Origin of the sequence: Flintibacter faecis, from assembly GCF_014287875.1 — a bacterium.
GTDB classification, from domain to species: Bacteria; Bacillota; Clostridia; order Oscillospirales; family Oscillospiraceae; genus Lawsonibacter; species Lawsonibacter faecis_A.
The window spans coordinates 247,382-262,771 of record NZ_JACOPN010000002.1 but is presented as its reverse complement, the minus strand read 5'-3'; the positions used below and the strand labels follow the sequence as shown (position 1 = coordinate 262,771).

The window sequence follows — 15,390 nt, the reverse complement described above, 5'->3', positions numbered from 1 at the left end:
AATGAAAATCGCTCGTGCTTTTTTGTTTTATTGTAATATATCGAGAATATTCTGGCAAGAGAGAACGACGAAAAAGGTACGCAGTTCTCTCTTGATTTTTTGTCCCCTTTTCCTGTCGACTTCCGGCGCAAAATCTTGAAAACAGGGCGTAGGTGTGGTAAAATACAATGATATTTTATCTTCCGAGGAAAGCGAGGTGTGTCCATGTATCTCAAGGCGCTGATGCTCCAGGGCTTTAAGTCCTTTCCGGAAAAGACGGTGCTGACCTTTGACCAGAGCATCACCGCCATCGTGGGGCCCAACGGCTCGGGCAAGTCCAACCTGTCTGACGCAGTGCGCTGGGTCATGGGGGAGCAGTCCACCCGGGCCCTGCGGGGAGGCCGGATGGAGGACGTGATCTTCGGCGGCACCGCCAAGCGGCGGCAGACGGGCTATGCCCAGGTGTCTCTGGTGCTGGACAACAGCGACCACCGGCTGCCCCGGGAGGAGAACGAGGTCATGGTCACCCGGCGGTATTACCGCTCCGGGGAGAGCGAATACTACATCAACCGGGATGCAGTGCGTCTGAAGGATGTCAGCGAGCTGTTTCTGGACACCGGCCTGGGCCGGGAGGGCTATGCCATCATCGGCCAGGGCCGCATCGACGAGATCCTGTCCCAGCGGTCCACCGACCGGCGGGAGGTCTTTGAGGAGGCGGCGGGCATCTCCCGTTTCCGCCACCGGAAGGAGGAGGCCCAGCGCAAGCTGGAGCGCACCGACGAGAACCTGCTGCGGGTAAACGATAAGGTGGACGAGCTGGAGCTTCAGCTGGAGCCGCTGCGGGCCCAGCGGGACAAGGCCAAGAAGTATCTGATGCTGCGGGACGAGCTGCGGGGGCTGGAGATCGCCGTGTGGCTGGACAGTCTGGAGCACATCCGGGCGGGGGTCATCCAGCTGGAGACCGACCTGCACAGTGCCACGGTCCAGCGGGACGGGGCCAAGGCCGCCCAGGAGGCCGCCTATGCCGACGCAGAGGAATGCGCCCGGCAGATGCAGGAGCACGACGTGACCGCCGACGGTCTGCGCCGGCAGGAGCAGCAGCGCCAGGAGCGGGCCGGGGCGCTGGAGTCAGCCGTGGCCGTGCTGAACAGCTCCATCGCCCACAATGACGAGTCCGCCCGGCGCATCCGGGCCGACCTGCAGCAGCAGGAGGGCCGGGAGGGCTCGCTGGCCGCCCAGATCGACCAGCGCAGGGCCCGCCTGTCAGAGATCGAGGGCCAGCTCACCGCCGGGGCCCAGGCCATCCGGGCCCAGCAGGAAAAAGCGGAGGAGAACGCCCGCTCCGCCGGACAGCTGGAGCAGGAGCTGGAGCGCCTGCGGGACAGCCAGGCCCTGGCCCAGGCGGATGCCGCCGAGGCCCGGGCCCTGCGCTCGGCGCTGGCCGCCGCCGCCCAGGAGGTGCTGGACCGGGATGAGGCCGTCCGCCGGGAGCTGGCCGAACTGGAGGAGCAGTCCGCCGCCGCCCAGACGCAGCTGGCCCAGGCGCAGGAGGAACAGGAGCGGGCCCAGCAGTCTTTGGACCAGGGGCGCAACGCCGCCCAGGGCTATGCTCTGCTGGAGGAGAAGCGCCGGAAAAAGGCGGAGGGCTGCAAAGAGTCCCACATGAAGGCCCAGATGGAGGAGAACGCCCTGGCTGCCCGCATCCGCCTGCTGTCCGACATGGAGCGGCAGCGGGAGGGCTTCTCCCGGGCGGTGAAGCTGGTGATGGACCAGGCGGACCGGGGCGTGTTAAAGGGCGTCCACGGCCCGGTGGCCGGACTGGTGAAGGCCCCGGACCGGGTGGCCCTGGCCATCGAGACCGCCCTGGGCGGGGCCATGCAGAACATCGTGGTGGACCGGGAGGAGGACGGCAAGGCCGTCATCCAGTTCCTGAAGCGCCGGGAGGGCGGCCGGGCCACCATTCTGCCCATTGCGACGATTCGGCCCCACACCCTGCGGGAGGGGGAGGCCCTGTCCCGTCAGCCCGGCTTTGTGGGGGTGGCGGACCGGCTGGTCTCCTTTGACGGGCGCTATCAGAATATCTTTTCCAATCTGCTGGGCCGGGTGGCGGTGATGGAGGACTTGGACCACGCCATTGCGGCGGCCCGGAAGTTTGGCTACCAATTCAAAATCGTCACCCTGGACGGGCAGATGCTCAATCCCGGCGGCTCCATGACCGGCGGCTCCGCCGTGAAGGGGGCTGGTATCCTCAGCCGGGCCAACGAGCTGGAGCAGCTGGAGGGCAAGCGGGCGGAGCTGGCCGGGCACACCGCCCAGTGGGCCCGGCAGCTGGCCGATGCCCAGCGGGAGGCCACCGCTGCCGCCTATCAGCGCCAGACCGCCCAGGAGCAGCTGCGGGAGTTTGAAAACGCCGTCTTGCTCGCCCAGGGCCGCATCCAGCGCTCCCAGGGGGAGAAAAATGAGTTAGAGCGGCGGCAGACCGCACTGCGGGGGGAGCTGGAGCAGCTTCAGGCCCGCTCGGCCAAGATCGACGCCGATGCCCAGGCCGCCCAGGCCCGGCTGACTCAGTTGGAGGGGGCGGCCCAGGACAGTCGGGATGCCCAGGCCCAGCAGGACCGCCGCCGGAGCGACTTAAAGACCCGGGCGGAGGAGCTGACGGCGGAGCTGTCCCGGCTCACCGCCGCCCAGGCCGCCTTAGAGGCGGAGCGGGAGGCCACCCGGGCCGGACTCTGCGAGCTAGAGCGGCTGCGGGAGAGCCTGGCGGGGGACCGTGCCCAGAGCCAGAGTCTGGTGGCCGAATATGAGACGAAAAACCAGGGCTTCTCCAAGGAGATCGAAGAGAAGCAGAGCGCCCTGACCGCCCTGCGGGAGGAGAGCCGCCGGTGCGCCCAGCAGCTGGAACAGCTGAATGCCGCCCGGCTGGAGCTGGAGGGCCGGCGGGTGCGGGCCACCCGGGAGAGCCAGGCCCGCAGCGACGAGCTGCTGCGGCTGGAGGCCGAGGTGTCCCGCCTGAGCCAGAAGAAGTCCGCCGCCGCCATGGAGGAGAAGCAGCTTCTGGACAAGCTGTGGGAGAGCTATGGCCTGTCCCACGAGGCCGCCCGGCGGCAGCGGCAGGAGCTTACTTCCATCCCCGCCGCCAACCGGCGCATCGGGGAGCTGAAACGAGCTATTTCTGCCCTGGGCCAGGTGAACGTGGGCGCAGTGGAGGAGTTTGACCGGGTGAACCAGCGCTATACCTATCTCATCGGACAGCGGGATGACGTGGAGCGGGCCCGCCGGGACTTAGAGCGCATCATTTCCGGCCTCACCGGGGAGATGAAGACCATCTTTCAGCGGGAGTTTGCCCGCATCAACGAGGCCTTCGGCCAGACGTTTGTCGAGCTGTTCGGCGGGGGCAAAGCCCGATTGGAGCTGGAGGACCCCAACGACGTGCTGGGCTGCGGCATCGACATCAAGGTCCAGCCTCCCGGAAAGGCGCTGAAGACCATCACGCTGCTGTCCGGCGGCGAGAAGGCCTTTGTGGCCATCGCCCTGTACTTTGCCATCTTAAAGGTGCGGCCCACCCCCTTTGTGGTCATGGACGAGATCGAGGCCGCTCTGGACGACAACAATGTGGCCCGCTTTGCCCAGTATATGCGTACCGTGGCGGACAAGACGCAGTTTATCGTCATCACCCACCGCCGGGGCACCATGGAGGAGGCGGATGCCCTGTATGGCGTGACCATGCAGGAGCAGGGGGTCAGCCGGATGCTGTCCCTGAATTTGAACAAGCTGGAACGGGAATTGGACCTGCGCTGAATCGCAGGCGGAGGAGATCAGATTGAACGAAAACGAGAAGAAAAACGGCTGGCTGCCCATTCTGGGCTATGTGGCCCTAATCGTGGTGCTGTTCATCGGCATCAAGGTGGTCTTTGCCGGGCTGGGCCGGGTCATCCCCAAGACGGAGGACGTCCAGCCCCAGTTCACCGCCCTGAACAACCGGGAGGGCCAGCAGGTGAGCTATAGTCTGCGGCTGCTCACCGACGAGGAGATGCAGTCGGAGGAGGTCGGGCACTGGCTGGACCGGGCCCGGGAACAGGCCGAGCCGGATACCGGGGCATACTGGCTGGTGCGGCTGGAGGAGGACGACTATCTCCTGTGTCTGCCGGATCAGGACCGGAGCCTGTCCCCGGGCAGCTTTACCGCCACCGAGGAGCGGGACCCGGACGGTATGATCGCCCTGGTCCTCCGCGTCCGCACCCCGGAGACGGGGGAGAGCGTGGAGCCGGGCAGTCAGCTGTTCTGCCTGCGTACCCAGTCCAACCAATGGAAGGGTGTGCGCCTGCGGGTCATCGTGGACGGACGGGAGCAGGCGGTCGGCAAGCTGGCCCAGCAGAACGGACAGCTGTATTCCACGGAAGAGGTATATGTGGGACGGGATCAATAATTTTTTGATCGGCCCTCTCCGTCCAGTGTGCGCACTGGGCACCTCCCCCAAAGGGGGAGGTAAGGGGCGGATGACCGAAAATTGCCCTTGGCTCCCCCTTTTGGGGGAGCTGGCACGGCGTAAGCCGTGACTGAGAGGGACATCATGATCAGAAGGGAACAGAAATCATGGGCTTTTTTGACAAGCTGAAGAAGATCAACATTTTTTCCACCCTGGCACATCTGGGCTCGGAGCTGAACGACGACTTTTATGACGAGCTGGAGGAGTCCCTCATCCTGGCGGACACGGGGATGGACGTGACCCTGGAGCTGGTGGCCGAGCTGCGCCGCCGGGTGCGCACCGAGGGTATCAAGACCCTGGAGGAGGCCCGCGCCTGTATGTGCCGGGTCATCGCCGATGCCATGAACGTGGGGGACGGGGCGCTGGATCTGTCCACCACCCCGTCGGTGGTGCTGTTCATCGGTGTCAACGGTGTGGGCAAGACTACCACCATCGGCAAGATCGGTGCCCAGCTGCGGCACCAGGGGAAGAAGGTCCTCTTCTGCGCCGCCGACACCTTCCGGGCCGCCGCCGCCGAGCAGCTGACCATCTGGGCCGAGCGGGCCGGGGTAGACATCGTCAAGCAGCACGAGGGGGCAGACCCCGCCGCCGTGGTCTTTGATGCCACCTCCGCAGCCCGTGCCCGCCGCAGCGACGTGGTGCTGGTGGACACCGCCGGGCGGCTGCACAACAAGCAGAACCTGATGAACGAGCTGAACAAAATTTCCCGGGTGGTGGACCGGGAGCTGCCCGGCTGCGCCCGGGAGACCCTGCTGGTGCTGGATGCCACCACCGGCCAGAACGGTCTCATCCAGGCCAAGCAGTTCCAGCAGGCCGCCGGGATCACCGGCATCGTCCTGACCAAGCTGGACGGCACGGCCAAGGGGGGCATCGCCATCGCCATTGCCAAGGAGCTGGGCGTCCCCGTGAAATACGCCGGTGTGGGCGAGGGCATCGACGATCTGAAGCCCTTCAACGCCGCGGACTTTGCCCAGGCGCTGATCTAAGGAAAGTTTTCCACCGTTCAGATGGAAAATGTGGAAACAGAGTCGAATTTTCGGGAAAGACAGAAAATTTACATGCTGTTCATCCTTTTCCGGGATGGGGCATACTAGAATGAAAAGAGAGAGGAAGCGGAACACGATGGCACGCATTGACCAGAGAGCATTTGACCAGCTGCGGCCCATGGAGATCATCCCCAACATCAACAAATTTGCGGAGGGCTCCTGTCTCATCCGCTGCGGCAACACCCATGTGCTGTGCTGCGCCAGCGTGGAGGAAAAGACCCCGCCCCACGTCCCAGAGGGGGAGGGCTGGGTGACGGCGGAATATTCTATGCTGCCCCGGGCCAACCGGGAGCGCTCCCGCCGGGACATCTCCAAGCTGAAGCTGTCCCCCCGCAGCGCCGAGATCCAGCGCCTGGTGGGCCGGGCCCTGCGGGCTGCGGTGGACCACAAAAAGCTGGGGGAGCGGACCATCACCATCGACTGCGACGTGCTCCAGGGAGACGGCGGCACCCGCACCGCCAGCGTCACCGGGGGCTATGTGGCCCTGGCGCTGGCCTGCAAAAAGCTGATGGCCCAGGGGCTGCTGACCGAGGACCCCCTGTTGGGCAGCGTGGCCGCCGTGTCTGCGGGCATCGTAGACGACCAGCTGCTGCTGGACCTGTGCTATGAGGAGGACTCCGCCGCCCAGGTGGACCTGAACTGCGTGATGACCGACCGGGGCCAGCTGGTGGAGATCCAGGGCACCGGCGAGGGCCGTTCCTTTACCATTGAGGAGCAGCGGGGTCTGGTGGACCTGTGCGCCAAGGGCATCCGGGACATCATGGCCATCCAGCAGGCGGCCATCCGCCAGGGGGGAGAGCGCTGACATGGCACAGGTTTTCGAGATGCTCATGCTCATCCTGTTTGGCCTGTCCTGGCCCTTCAACATCGCCAAGTCCCTGAGATCCCGCACCGCCAAGGGCAAGAGCATCTACTTTGAGATGGTCATCATCGTGGGCTATCTGTGCGGCATCGCCGGAAAGATCGTGGGCCACAACGTGACCTATGTGGTGGCCTTTTACATCATTGACATCGCCATGGTCTCTACCGACCTGGCCCTGACCTTCCGCAACCGGGCTCTGGACCGGGCGGCGGAGCGCTGAGGAGGAACTGCATGAAACTGGTATTGGCCAGCAAGAATGAAAAGAAGCTGGCAGAGATGAACGCCATTTTGTCTGAGCTGGGGGTGGAGGTCTGCTCCGAGGCCCAGGCCGGGGTGGATGTGGACGTAGAGGAGACGGGCACCACCTTCGAGGAGAACTCCCTGCTGAAGGCCAAGGCCGTGATGGAGGCCAGCGGCCTGCCCGCCATCGCCGACGACTCCGGCCTGTGCGTGGATGCCCTGAACGGTGCCCCGGGGGTGTACTCCGCCCGCTATGGCGGCCCGGAGCTGGACGACACCGGGCGCTATCGCCTGCTGCTGGAAAATCTCCGGGGGCAGACGCCCCGGACGGCCAAGTTCGTCTCGGTGATCACCTGCTGCTTCCCCAACGGGGACGTGATCACCGCCCGGGGGGAGTGCCCCGGCACCATCGCCTTCGCCCCCATGGGGGAGGGCGGCTTTGGCTATGACCCGGTGTTTTTCATCCCCGGGCTGAAAAAGACCTTTGCCCAGCTGTCCGCCCAGGAGAAGAACGCCATCTCCCACCGGGGCCGGGCGCTGGCCCTGTTCCAGCAGAAGCTGAAAGACTATTTCAAGTAAGATCAGCGCCCCGCCCGGCAGGGCAGGACAGAAACAGAAAAAATATGTTATCAGAGGAGAAAAAACAGACTTTATGGAACTGACAAGCAAACAGCGGGCCCAGCTGCGGGGCCTGGCCAACAACATCGACACCATTCTCATCGTGGGAAAGGACGGCATCGGCGACAACCTGGTCAAGCAGGCCAACGACGCCCTGGAGGCCCGGGAGCTCATCAAGGGCCGGGTGCTGGAGAACTCCCTGCTCTCCCCCCGGGAGGCGGCCCAGCAGCTGGCCCCCCTGACCCGCAGCGAGGTGGTGCAGGTCATCGGAACAAAATTCGTGCTGTATCGTCCAACCCACAATAAGGACAAAAAGGACAAGATCGTCCTGGTGGCGGACAAGAAGAAAAAGCCCGCGGACCGTTAACACACAGGGCAGGGGAGGCCCCTGCCCGGAAAGGCGGCGTAAACATGAAGATCGGAATTTACGGCGGCACCTTCAACCCGCCCCATCTGGGGCACATGGCGGCGGCAAAGGCGGCGGTGGCCGCCCTGGGACTGGACAAGCTGCTGCTCATCCCGGCGGCCATCCCGCCCCACAAGACCCTGCCCAGTGATACCCCGGCCCCGGAGCACCGGCTGGCCATGGTGGAAAAGTGGGCCGACGGGATGGGCGCAGGAGCAGAGGTATCTGCCCTGGAGCTGGAGCGGGAGGGCAAGAGCTATACCTCCGACACCCTGCGGGCCATCCGCCAGACCTATCCAGACGCAGAACTGTGGCTGCTCATGGGCACGGACATGTTCCTCACCCTGCACCTGTGGCACGAGCCGGAGGTCATCCTCTCTCTGGCCGGCATCTGTGCCTTTGGCCGCACGGAGCAGGACGGCGAGGCCCTGTTCGCTCCCCAGCGGGAGCAGCTGCAAAAGAACTTTGATGCGAAGATCACCACCATCACCCTGCCTGGGCTGGTGGACATCTCCTCCACCCGGCTGCGGGAGCAGCTGGAAAACGGCGGGGGAGGGCAGTATCTGCTGCCCAGCGTCTATGGCTACATTCTGATGCACCGGCTGTACGGCACAAAGGCCGACCTGAAAAATCTGGACCTGAACCAGCTGCGGGCCTGTTCCTACTCCATGATGCGTGCCAAGCGCATCCCCCATGTCATGGGCGTGGAGGAGGAGGCGGTGAAGCTGGCCCAGCGCTGGGGGGCCGACCCGGAGCTTGCACGCCGGGCGGGCATCCTACACGACTGCACCAAGTATTACGAGCTGCCGGAGCAGCTGGATATCTGTGAAGAATACGGGGTGCGGCTGGATGCGCTGGAGCAGAAGGCTGTGAAGCTGCTCCACTCCAAAACCGGGGCCTGTATCGCCCGGGGAGTATTCGGCCAGCCGGATGCGGTTTACGACGCCATCTTCTGGCACACCACGGGCAAGGCGGACATGACCACCCTGGAGAAGGTCCTGTACATCGCCGACTATATGGAGCCAAACCGGGACTTTGACGGCGTGGAGCGACTGCGCCATCTGGCCTATACCGACCTGGACAAGGCCATGCTGCTGGGGGTGGAGATGACCATCCAGGAGATGCAGCAGCGCCAGGTCCCCATCCACACAAACACGCTGCAGGCCAGAGACTGGCTGCGCCAGCACGGAGTTACCACAGAGGACTGAGAACATGAACGAGTACAGAAACAGATCAGGGCGGCGGATGGCACAGCCCCATCAAAAGACGGGCCTTTGGACCCAATACCGCCGGTGGGTGGCCGGACTTACCCGGGCAGAGCGCATCCGTTATTGCCTGCTGCAGGGGGCGGTGATCATCTCCCTGATCATCATTGCGGCTTTCTTGATCCTGCAAAGCTGGATCCGGGTGCCCCAGCTGCCCAATGCAGATGCCGAGGGCGGGGATATCCTGTCCAGTGATGTCAGCGGAGAGATGCCCAGCGTGGCCAAGAGCGGACGGAAGGACGGGATGTATACCTTCCTCCTGGTGGGTAAGGACACCGCCGGCGGCGGCAATACCGATACGATGATCTTGCTCACCTATGACACGGTGAACAAAAAGATGTACGGCCTGAGTCTGCCCCGGGACACCATGGTCAACGTGAGCACCACCAGCAAGCGCCTGAATGCGGTGTACAACTATAACAAGGGCAAGGACAAGAGCACCCAGGTGAAAAACGGTATGGCCGCCCTGAAAAAAGAGGTGAGCCACCTGACGGGCATCACCCCGGACTTCTATGTCATTGTGGAGTGGGAGGCCATCGGAAAATTGGTGGATGCCGTGGGCGGCGTGGAGTTCGAGGTCCCCTTCGATATGGACTATGACGACCCCACCCCCGGTCAGGACCTGCACATCCACCAAAAGGCGGGGCTGCGCCTGCTCAGCGGCGACGATGCCATGCAGGTGATCCGCCACCGGAAGAACAACGACGGCAGCCACTCCGATGGCGATGTGGGCCGCCTGAAGATCCAGCAGTCCTTCTTAAAGGCGGCGGCCAAAAAGTGCCTCCAGCCCGCTACCCTGCTGAAAGTCCCGGAGCTGGCCAAAATTTTTTCTCAGAATGTGACCACCGACCTGACGGTAGGCAATATTCTGGCCTTTGCCCAGCTGGCCAGCGGCATGGACGCGGAGCAGGATGTGGACTTCATCACCGCCCCCCTGGGCAGCTCCTTTATGTACAAGGGGGCCTCTCTGGTCACTCTGGACCCGGACGAGCTGCTCCAGGTCCTGAACGAGCACATGAACCCCTATCACCAGGATATCCAGCGCAGCGACCTGCAGCTGGTGTATAAGACCGGCAGCGGTACCCTGGCCGTGACCAGCGGGAAGCTGCTGCTCAGCGGAAACACCACCTCCTCTTCCTCCGGCAGCGGCAGCAGCAAGCCCAGCACCTCCGGCGGGAAGAACGACACCACGACCACCACCCCCAGCCAGGAGGAACCCGCTGACACTTCCGAGCCCGTCACCCCGGAGGAGCCGAAGGACAACAGCGGTCAGACCAGCACAGAGCCGACCCCGACCCCGGAACCCACCCCTCAGCCCGAGCCCACCCCGGAGCCCGAGCCGACCCCGGAACCGGAGCCTACTCCCGAACCTACCCCCGAACCTACCCCAGAACCTACCCCCCAGCCTGAGCCGTCCACCGACCCCGTGTCCCAGGACGTGCCCGATGCGGCTTAAAAAATAAAAACGATCAAAGGAGAACGACGAATTGACTTCTTATGAGATGGCTGTGGGCCTGGCCAAGGCCCTGGACAGCAAAAAGGGACTGAACATCAAGGTGCTGAAGACGCAGGAGCTGACCACCCTGGCCGACTACTTCGTGCTGTGCACCGCCACCTCCACCACCCAGGTCAAGGCCATGTCCGACGCCTGTGAGGAGGCCATGGAGCAGCAGGGCGAGACTGTCCACCACATCGAGGGCCACCGGGACGGGGCCTGGCTGCTGATGGACTTCTCCTGCGTCATCGTCCACGTGTTCACCGACGAGGCCCGGAAGTTCTATGACCTGGAGCGCCTGTGGGCCGACGCCCAGGAGGTGGACCTGTCTGAGATCCTGGTGAAGGAGTAACGGATAAAAACAGAATAAGATCGCCGTACAGACCAAAATCTGTACGGCGATTTTTTGTAAAAATCAGGGTGAAATATTCAGCTGCCCCGGATGATGGTCAGGGCCCGCTGGCAGTTGACGATCTCGTTCACCGACTCTTTTCCGCCAAACTCCCCGTCGATGGTCCAGGGGATGGGCTTTTCACAGGTGAAGGTGAGGTGAGAGGCTTTAAAGTGGACGCGGGAGCCGGCGCTGGGCTGGTTCTGGTCCAGCAGGGCCTGAAAGCCGTTGGCCACGTCGGCGATGCTCACCGGCTTTTTAACCAGATCCACCTCGAACAGCCCGTCGTCCAGCACCACATGCTCGCTGGTGGGCAGGCGGATGCCGCCGATGGAATAGGCATTGCTGACCATGCCGAAGTAGAAGTCGTCCTCCAGAACATTCCCGTCGTACTCCACTTTAATATGATAGGGGGTGATGGAGGGGAGGGAGGCGATGCCCGCCATTACATAGGCCAGGTGGCCGAAGGTGTTTTTCAGGTCCTGGGGGGTCTCGTAGGCCACCTTGGTAAAGGCCCCGAAAGCGGCCACATAGACGAAGGGGCGGCCGTTGAGCTTTCCGATGTCGCTGGGACGGGGGACCCCCTGCCCGGCGGCGATGGCGGCGGCCTGGCGGGGGATGCGGGGCAGCCCCAGATTGGCGGCGCAGTCGTTGGTGGAGCCGAAGGGAATATAGCCCAGAATGGGGGGTTTCTCCAGCTGCATCAGACCGGTCACCGTCTCGCTGAGGGTGCCGTCTCCTCCGGCGCACACCACCCGGTGGAACCGGGGGCCCAGTTCCCGAGCGGCCCGGGCGGCATCCCCTTTCCCCTGGGTGGGATAGGCGGTGACCAGCCAGTTGGCCTTTGTAAACTCATCCAGCACGGCGGCCAGCTCGTCGGGCAGCTGCCCCTTGCCGGCGGTGGGGTTATAGATGAGCAGAAGGGGTTCCATGGAAATTGCCTCCTTTGGCGGTGAAACTGTATCAAAGTCTTATTATACGGAGGGTACAGGGAAAATCAAGGCGAAAGATGCCAATCTTAACCCAATCTTAGCAGACTTGGGCAGAAAGGCTTGCATTGCAGGGAGAAAGCGGGTAGAATAGGAGGAAACTGCGCAAGACAGAGAGGAACGGATATACATGAAGAGGACGTTTGCCGCCGCGTTTCCCGTGACGGCTCCGGTGCTGATGGGCTATCTGGCCATCGGCATGGCTTTTGGCTTGATGCTCCAGTCCATTGGATACAATGTGCTGTGGGCCTTTTTTATGAGTCTGGTGATCTATGCCGGGTCGGGACAGTATCTGGGGGTGTCTCTGCTGGCCACAGGGGCCTCTCTGCCCCAGGTGGCTTTTCTCACCCTGATGGTGAATTTCCGCCACCTGGTCTATGGGTTGTCCCTCATTGAAAAGCTGCGGGGTATGGGTCTGCGCAAGCTGTATGTGATCTTTGCCCTGACGGACGAGACCTATGCCCTGCTCAGCTCTGCCAAGCCTCCCCAGGGGGTGCGGGACCACGACTTTTACTTTGCCGTGGCCCTGCTGGACCACATCTATTGGATCGGGGGCTCGGTGCTGGGCTCCCTGGTGGGAGCTGCTCTGGGCATGGACACCACCGGCGTGGACTTTGCCATGACCGCCCTGTTCCTGGTCATCGCTGTGGGCCAGTGGAAGGCGGCGGGGAGCCACCTGCCTGTGCTGCTGGGCGCTGTGGCCACCATTGCCAGCCTGATGCTGGTGGGGGCCGACGAGATGCTGCTGCCTGCCTTGGGTGTCATTGTCCTGGGTCTGGTGCTGCTGCGCTCCAAGCTGGATGATACCCTGCTTAAGCCGGGCAAGAAGCAGGAGGTGCGGGTATGACGCTGACGACCGGACAGGCCCTGGCCTCTATCTTTGTGATGGCGGCGGTGACTTTCCTTACCCGGGCACTGCCTTTTCTCCTGTTTGGACGGGGAGACAGCGCCCCTAAGATCGTGCTGTACCTGGGCAGGGTGTTGCCCCCGGCGGTCATTGCCATGCTCATCGTATATTGCCTGAAGGGCGTGACCTTTGCCACCCTGGGGGGCTGGCTGCCCTCCCTCATTGCCGGGGTGGCGGCGGTGGTGCTGCATCTGTGGAAGGGCAACGAGCTCATCTCCATCTTTGGGGCCACTGCTATCTATATGGTGCTGGTCCAGGCGGTATTTGCATAATGCTACGATACCCGTCCCCACTGGGGGCGGGTCAGACTGTCAAAAAAGCCTGTCATTGCGAGGAGGCCCAACGGGCCGACGTGGCAATCCGTTCCGAAACCCCACGATTATCAGCATATTTCCGGTTTTAAGTTACGGATTCCCACGTCGCTTCGCTCCTCGGAATGACAGAAAAGGGTTTATCGACACGCCAACCCGCTCCGCCGGGGCGGGTATCAGATCGATCAGCGGGAAAGAGGAGGGCAAAACATTGGCAAAGCATGTGTTGATCACCGGGGCCTCCCGGGGCATCGGGGCGGCCGCCGCCCGGGTGTTTGCATCCGAGGGCTGGAACGTGGCTCTGAACTATTGCCGCAGCCGGGACCAGGCCCTGTCTCTGGCCGCAGAATTGTCGGCGGGGGGCGTGGAGGCCGTGGCTCTGGAGGGGGACGTGTCCGACCCCGACCAGGCCAGCGCCCTGGTGGAGGCTGCGGCCTCTATGGGGTCCCTGGACGCCCTGGTCTGCTGTGCCGGGATCGCCCTGCCCCAGCAGCTGCTCACCGACACCACCGACCGGCAGTGGCGGCAGGTGATGGGGGTGGATTTGGATGGGGTGTTCTACACCATGCGTGCGGCCTGCCCCCACATGGTCCGCCGCCAGAGGGGCAGCATCGTTACCGTGTCCTCTATGTGGGGGATCACCGGCGGCTCCTGTGAGGCGGCCTATTCCGCCGCAAAAGCCGGGGTCATCGGGCTGACCAAGGCCATGGCCAAGGAGCTGGGGCCCTCCCACATCCGGGTCAACTGCGTGGCCCCCGGGGTCATTGACACGGAGATGAACGCCCACCTGTCCCGGGCGGACATGGATGCCCTGGGGGAGGAGACCCCCCTGGGCCGCATCGGCCGGGCGGAGGAGGCGGCCCGGGCCATCTTCTATCTGGCATCTGACCAGTCTGCCTTCGTCACCGGCCAGGTCCTTCCGGTGGACGGGGGCATGGTGATCTGAGTGCGGGCCGCTGAGCACGGGCCGCTGAGGACAGCGGTCCCTACTACGAAATGTAAAATTGCCCGGTAGGGGCCGATGTCCCCATCGGCCCGTTTGCCGTTCCTGCTGATTTTTTCGGCGGGGACATTTTTTTCTGGACAACAGGGATACAAACTGTTATCATTCCAATAGATATTGACGTATGGAATCAAATATGCCCGTACTTTATGTGCGGCTGTGGCATACAGAAGGAGGTTCTGTCATGGGCCGGAGAAACGGCGGATACGGCGGCTATCGGGGCCGCAGAACTTTTCATGACATGCTCAAGTGGGTGGCGGCCGTTCTGGCTGCGCTGGTGGTCGTTCTGGTGGGGGTGCTGGTGTTCGGCCAGCGCTATCTGGTCTTTCGGGACCAGGGGGTCCGGCTGGAACTGCCCTTTTTCCACCAGAAGGACGACCAGAAGCCAGACCCCGGCGATGTGAGCCTGGAGGTCCGCCCCCAGGGGGACCAGTCCGGTGAGGATCAGAGCGCCCAGAAACCTGGGGCGGACGAGACCGAGGCCCTGCGGGCGGTGGAGCTGCCCCTGTCGGCGGTGCAGGATGGCACCGCCCAGTCCCGGCTGGAGCAGGCGGGGGCCAACGCCCTGATTTTAGAGATGAAGGACAGACAGGGCGATCTGGCCTGGCGGAGTGGGGAGAGCCTGGCTGCCCGGGTGTCCTCCGGGGATGAGACCATCAACGGCGCTTTGGAGGACTGGAACCGGGGGGACGTGTATACCATTGCCCGGGTGTGCGCCTTTCGGGACAACACCGTGCCCTATCAGAACAACAGCGTGGCTTTAAAGGCCAGCTACGGCAACTGGCGGGACGAACTGGGGCTGCGGTGGCTGAATCCAGATTCGGAGAAGGCCCGGAGCTATCTCATTGGGCTGTGCCGGGAGCTGGCCCAGTTGGGCTTTGACGAGATCATGCTGGACCAGTGCTGGTTCCCCACCCAGGGCAAGCTGGACCAGATCGTGAAAAACGGCTCCTATGCCGATGGGCGCTTTGCGGAGTCGGTGGAGGACCTGTTCGCCCAGCTCAGCCAGGCGGTAGAGCCCTATGGGACCCGGCTGTCTATCCGTCTGCCAGAGGACTATCAGGGGGCAGCGGCCACCGGCGGCCTGAGTGAGAAGTGCCTGGAGAAGGACATTCAGCGGATATGGACCATCCCGGAAGCGGGAGAAACCGGGGCCGAGTTGGCCCAGCGGCTTGGTCTGGCAAACGCCCGGGAAAAGCTGGCCGTGCTGACGGGGCAGTTTGCGCCGGAAGGCCCTGAAGCGCAAGGGATCATCGACGAAAATTAGACGAAGATTTGATAGTCTTTGACTGTAAAAATGCAGTCAAAGACTATCTTTCTTTCATGGGCATTTTAGACAAAGATGTAAAAATGTCTGGTTTGTGGTGAAAAAGGCAAGGTAAACCAGTACAA

The 15,390-nt window shown here is 63.3% G+C and carries 15 protein-coding genes; 14 read left to right on the top strand and 1 reads right to left on the bottom strand.

The window, feature by feature from the left end; all coding sequences use genetic code 11:
• The first annotated feature begins 204 nt into the window (after positions 1 to 204).
• The 10 genes from smc (at position 205) to rsfS (ending at position 10,749) form a co-directional block, all read left to right on the top strand.
• Positions 205 to 3,777, top strand: a complete 3,573-nt coding sequence (gene smc, locus H8S55_RS03885) for a chromosome segregation protein SMC (protein ID WP_186877994.1) — start codon at positions 205 to 207, stop codon at positions 3,775 to 3,777.
• A gap of 22 nt (positions 3,778 to 3,799) precedes the next feature.
• The gene (locus H8S55_RS03880) at positions 3,800 to 4,405 is read left to right on the top strand and encodes a hypothetical protein (protein WP_186877903.1); all 606 of its coding nucleotides are present in this window, start codon (positions 3,800 to 3,802) and stop codon (positions 4,403 to 4,405) included.
• Positions 4,406 to 4,572: 167 nt separating this feature from the next.
• A complete protein-coding gene (gene ftsY, locus H8S55_RS03875) occupies positions 4,573 to 5,451 on the top strand; it encodes a signal recognition particle-docking protein FtsY (protein ID WP_186877902.1) in 879 nt (292 codons plus the stop codon).
• Positions 5,452 to 5,587: 136 nt separating this feature from the next.
• Complete coding sequence (rph, locus tag H8S55_RS03870; RefSeq protein ID WP_147563023.1) at positions 5,588 to 6,316, top strand: ribonuclease PH; 729 nt, start codon at positions 5,588 to 5,590, stop codon at positions 6,314 to 6,316.
• 1 nt (position 6,317) lies between these two features.
• On the top strand, positions 6,318 to 6,593 hold the full coding sequence (locus H8S55_RS03865; RefSeq protein ID WP_207721731.1) for a hypothetical protein: 276 nt from the start codon (positions 6,318 to 6,320) through the stop codon (positions 6,591 to 6,593).
• An 11-nt stretch (positions 6,594 to 6,604) separates the two neighbouring features.
• A complete protein-coding gene (locus H8S55_RS03860; protein ID WP_147563022.1) occupies positions 6,605 to 7,192 on the top strand; it encodes an XTP/dITP diphosphatase in 588 nt (195 codons plus the stop codon).
• A 73-nt stretch (positions 7,193 to 7,265) separates the two neighbouring features.
• Positions 7,266 to 7,598, top strand: a complete 333-nt coding sequence (locus tag H8S55_RS03855; RefSeq protein ID WP_147563021.1) for a YhbY family RNA-binding protein — start codon at positions 7,266 to 7,268, stop codon at positions 7,596 to 7,598.
• 44 nt (positions 7,599 to 7,642) lie between these two features.
• A complete protein-coding gene (gene nadD, locus H8S55_RS03850; RefSeq protein ID WP_186877901.1) occupies positions 7,643 to 8,845 on the top strand; it encodes a nicotinate (nicotinamide) nucleotide adenylyltransferase in 1,203 nt (400 codons plus the stop codon).
• 4 nt (positions 8,846 to 8,849) lie between these two features.
• On the top strand, positions 8,850 to 10,358 hold the full coding sequence (locus H8S55_RS03845; RefSeq protein WP_207721729.1) for an LCP family protein: 1,509 nt from the start codon (positions 8,850 to 8,852) through the stop codon (positions 10,356 to 10,358).
• A 31-nt stretch (positions 10,359 to 10,389) separates the two neighbouring features.
• A complete protein-coding gene (rsfS, locus tag H8S55_RS03840) occupies positions 10,390 to 10,749 on the top strand; it encodes a ribosome silencing factor (protein WP_186877899.1) in 360 nt (119 codons plus the stop codon).
• A 77-nt stretch (positions 10,750 to 10,826) separates the two neighbouring features.
• Here rsfS and H8S55_RS03835 read toward each other — a convergent pair whose 3' ends face one another.
• Positions 10,827 to 11,720: a diacylglycerol/lipid kinase family protein gene (locus H8S55_RS03835; RefSeq protein WP_186877898.1), complete on the bottom strand. Its 894-nt coding sequence runs from the start codon at positions 11,718 to 11,720 to the stop codon at positions 10,827 to 10,829.
• A gap of 187 nt (positions 11,721 to 11,907) precedes the next feature.
• Between H8S55_RS03835 and H8S55_RS03830 the strand changes: the two genes are divergently transcribed.
• The 4 genes from H8S55_RS03830 to H8S55_RS03815 all read left to right on the top strand — a co-directional run bounded on the left by H8S55_RS03830 (position 11,908) and on the right by H8S55_RS03815 (position 15,265).
• Positions 11,908 to 12,624 (top strand): AzlC family ABC transporter permease, encoded by a 717-nt coding sequence (locus H8S55_RS03830; RefSeq protein ID WP_186877897.1) that lies wholly within the window; start codon positions 11,908 to 11,910, stop codon positions 12,622 to 12,624.
• Entirely contained in the window at positions 12,621 to 12,956 is a 336-nt protein-coding gene (locus H8S55_RS03825) for a branched-chain amino acid transporter permease (RefSeq protein WP_186877896.1), read from the top strand. Before H8S55_RS03830 ends, H8S55_RS03825 begins: the two co-directional genes overlap by 4 nt.
• 250 nt (positions 12,957 to 13,206) lie before the next feature.
• A complete protein-coding gene (gene ymfI, locus H8S55_RS03820) occupies positions 13,207 to 13,941 on the top strand; it encodes an elongation factor P 5-aminopentanone reductase (RefSeq protein WP_147563014.1) in 735 nt (244 codons plus the stop codon).
• Positions 13,942 to 14,182: 241 nt separating this feature from the next.
• On the top strand, positions 14,183 to 15,265 hold the full coding sequence (locus H8S55_RS03815; protein WP_186877895.1) for a putative glycoside hydrolase: 1,083 nt from the start codon (positions 14,183 to 14,185) through the stop codon (positions 15,263 to 15,265).
• Positions 15,266 to 15,390: the final 125 nt, after the last annotated feature.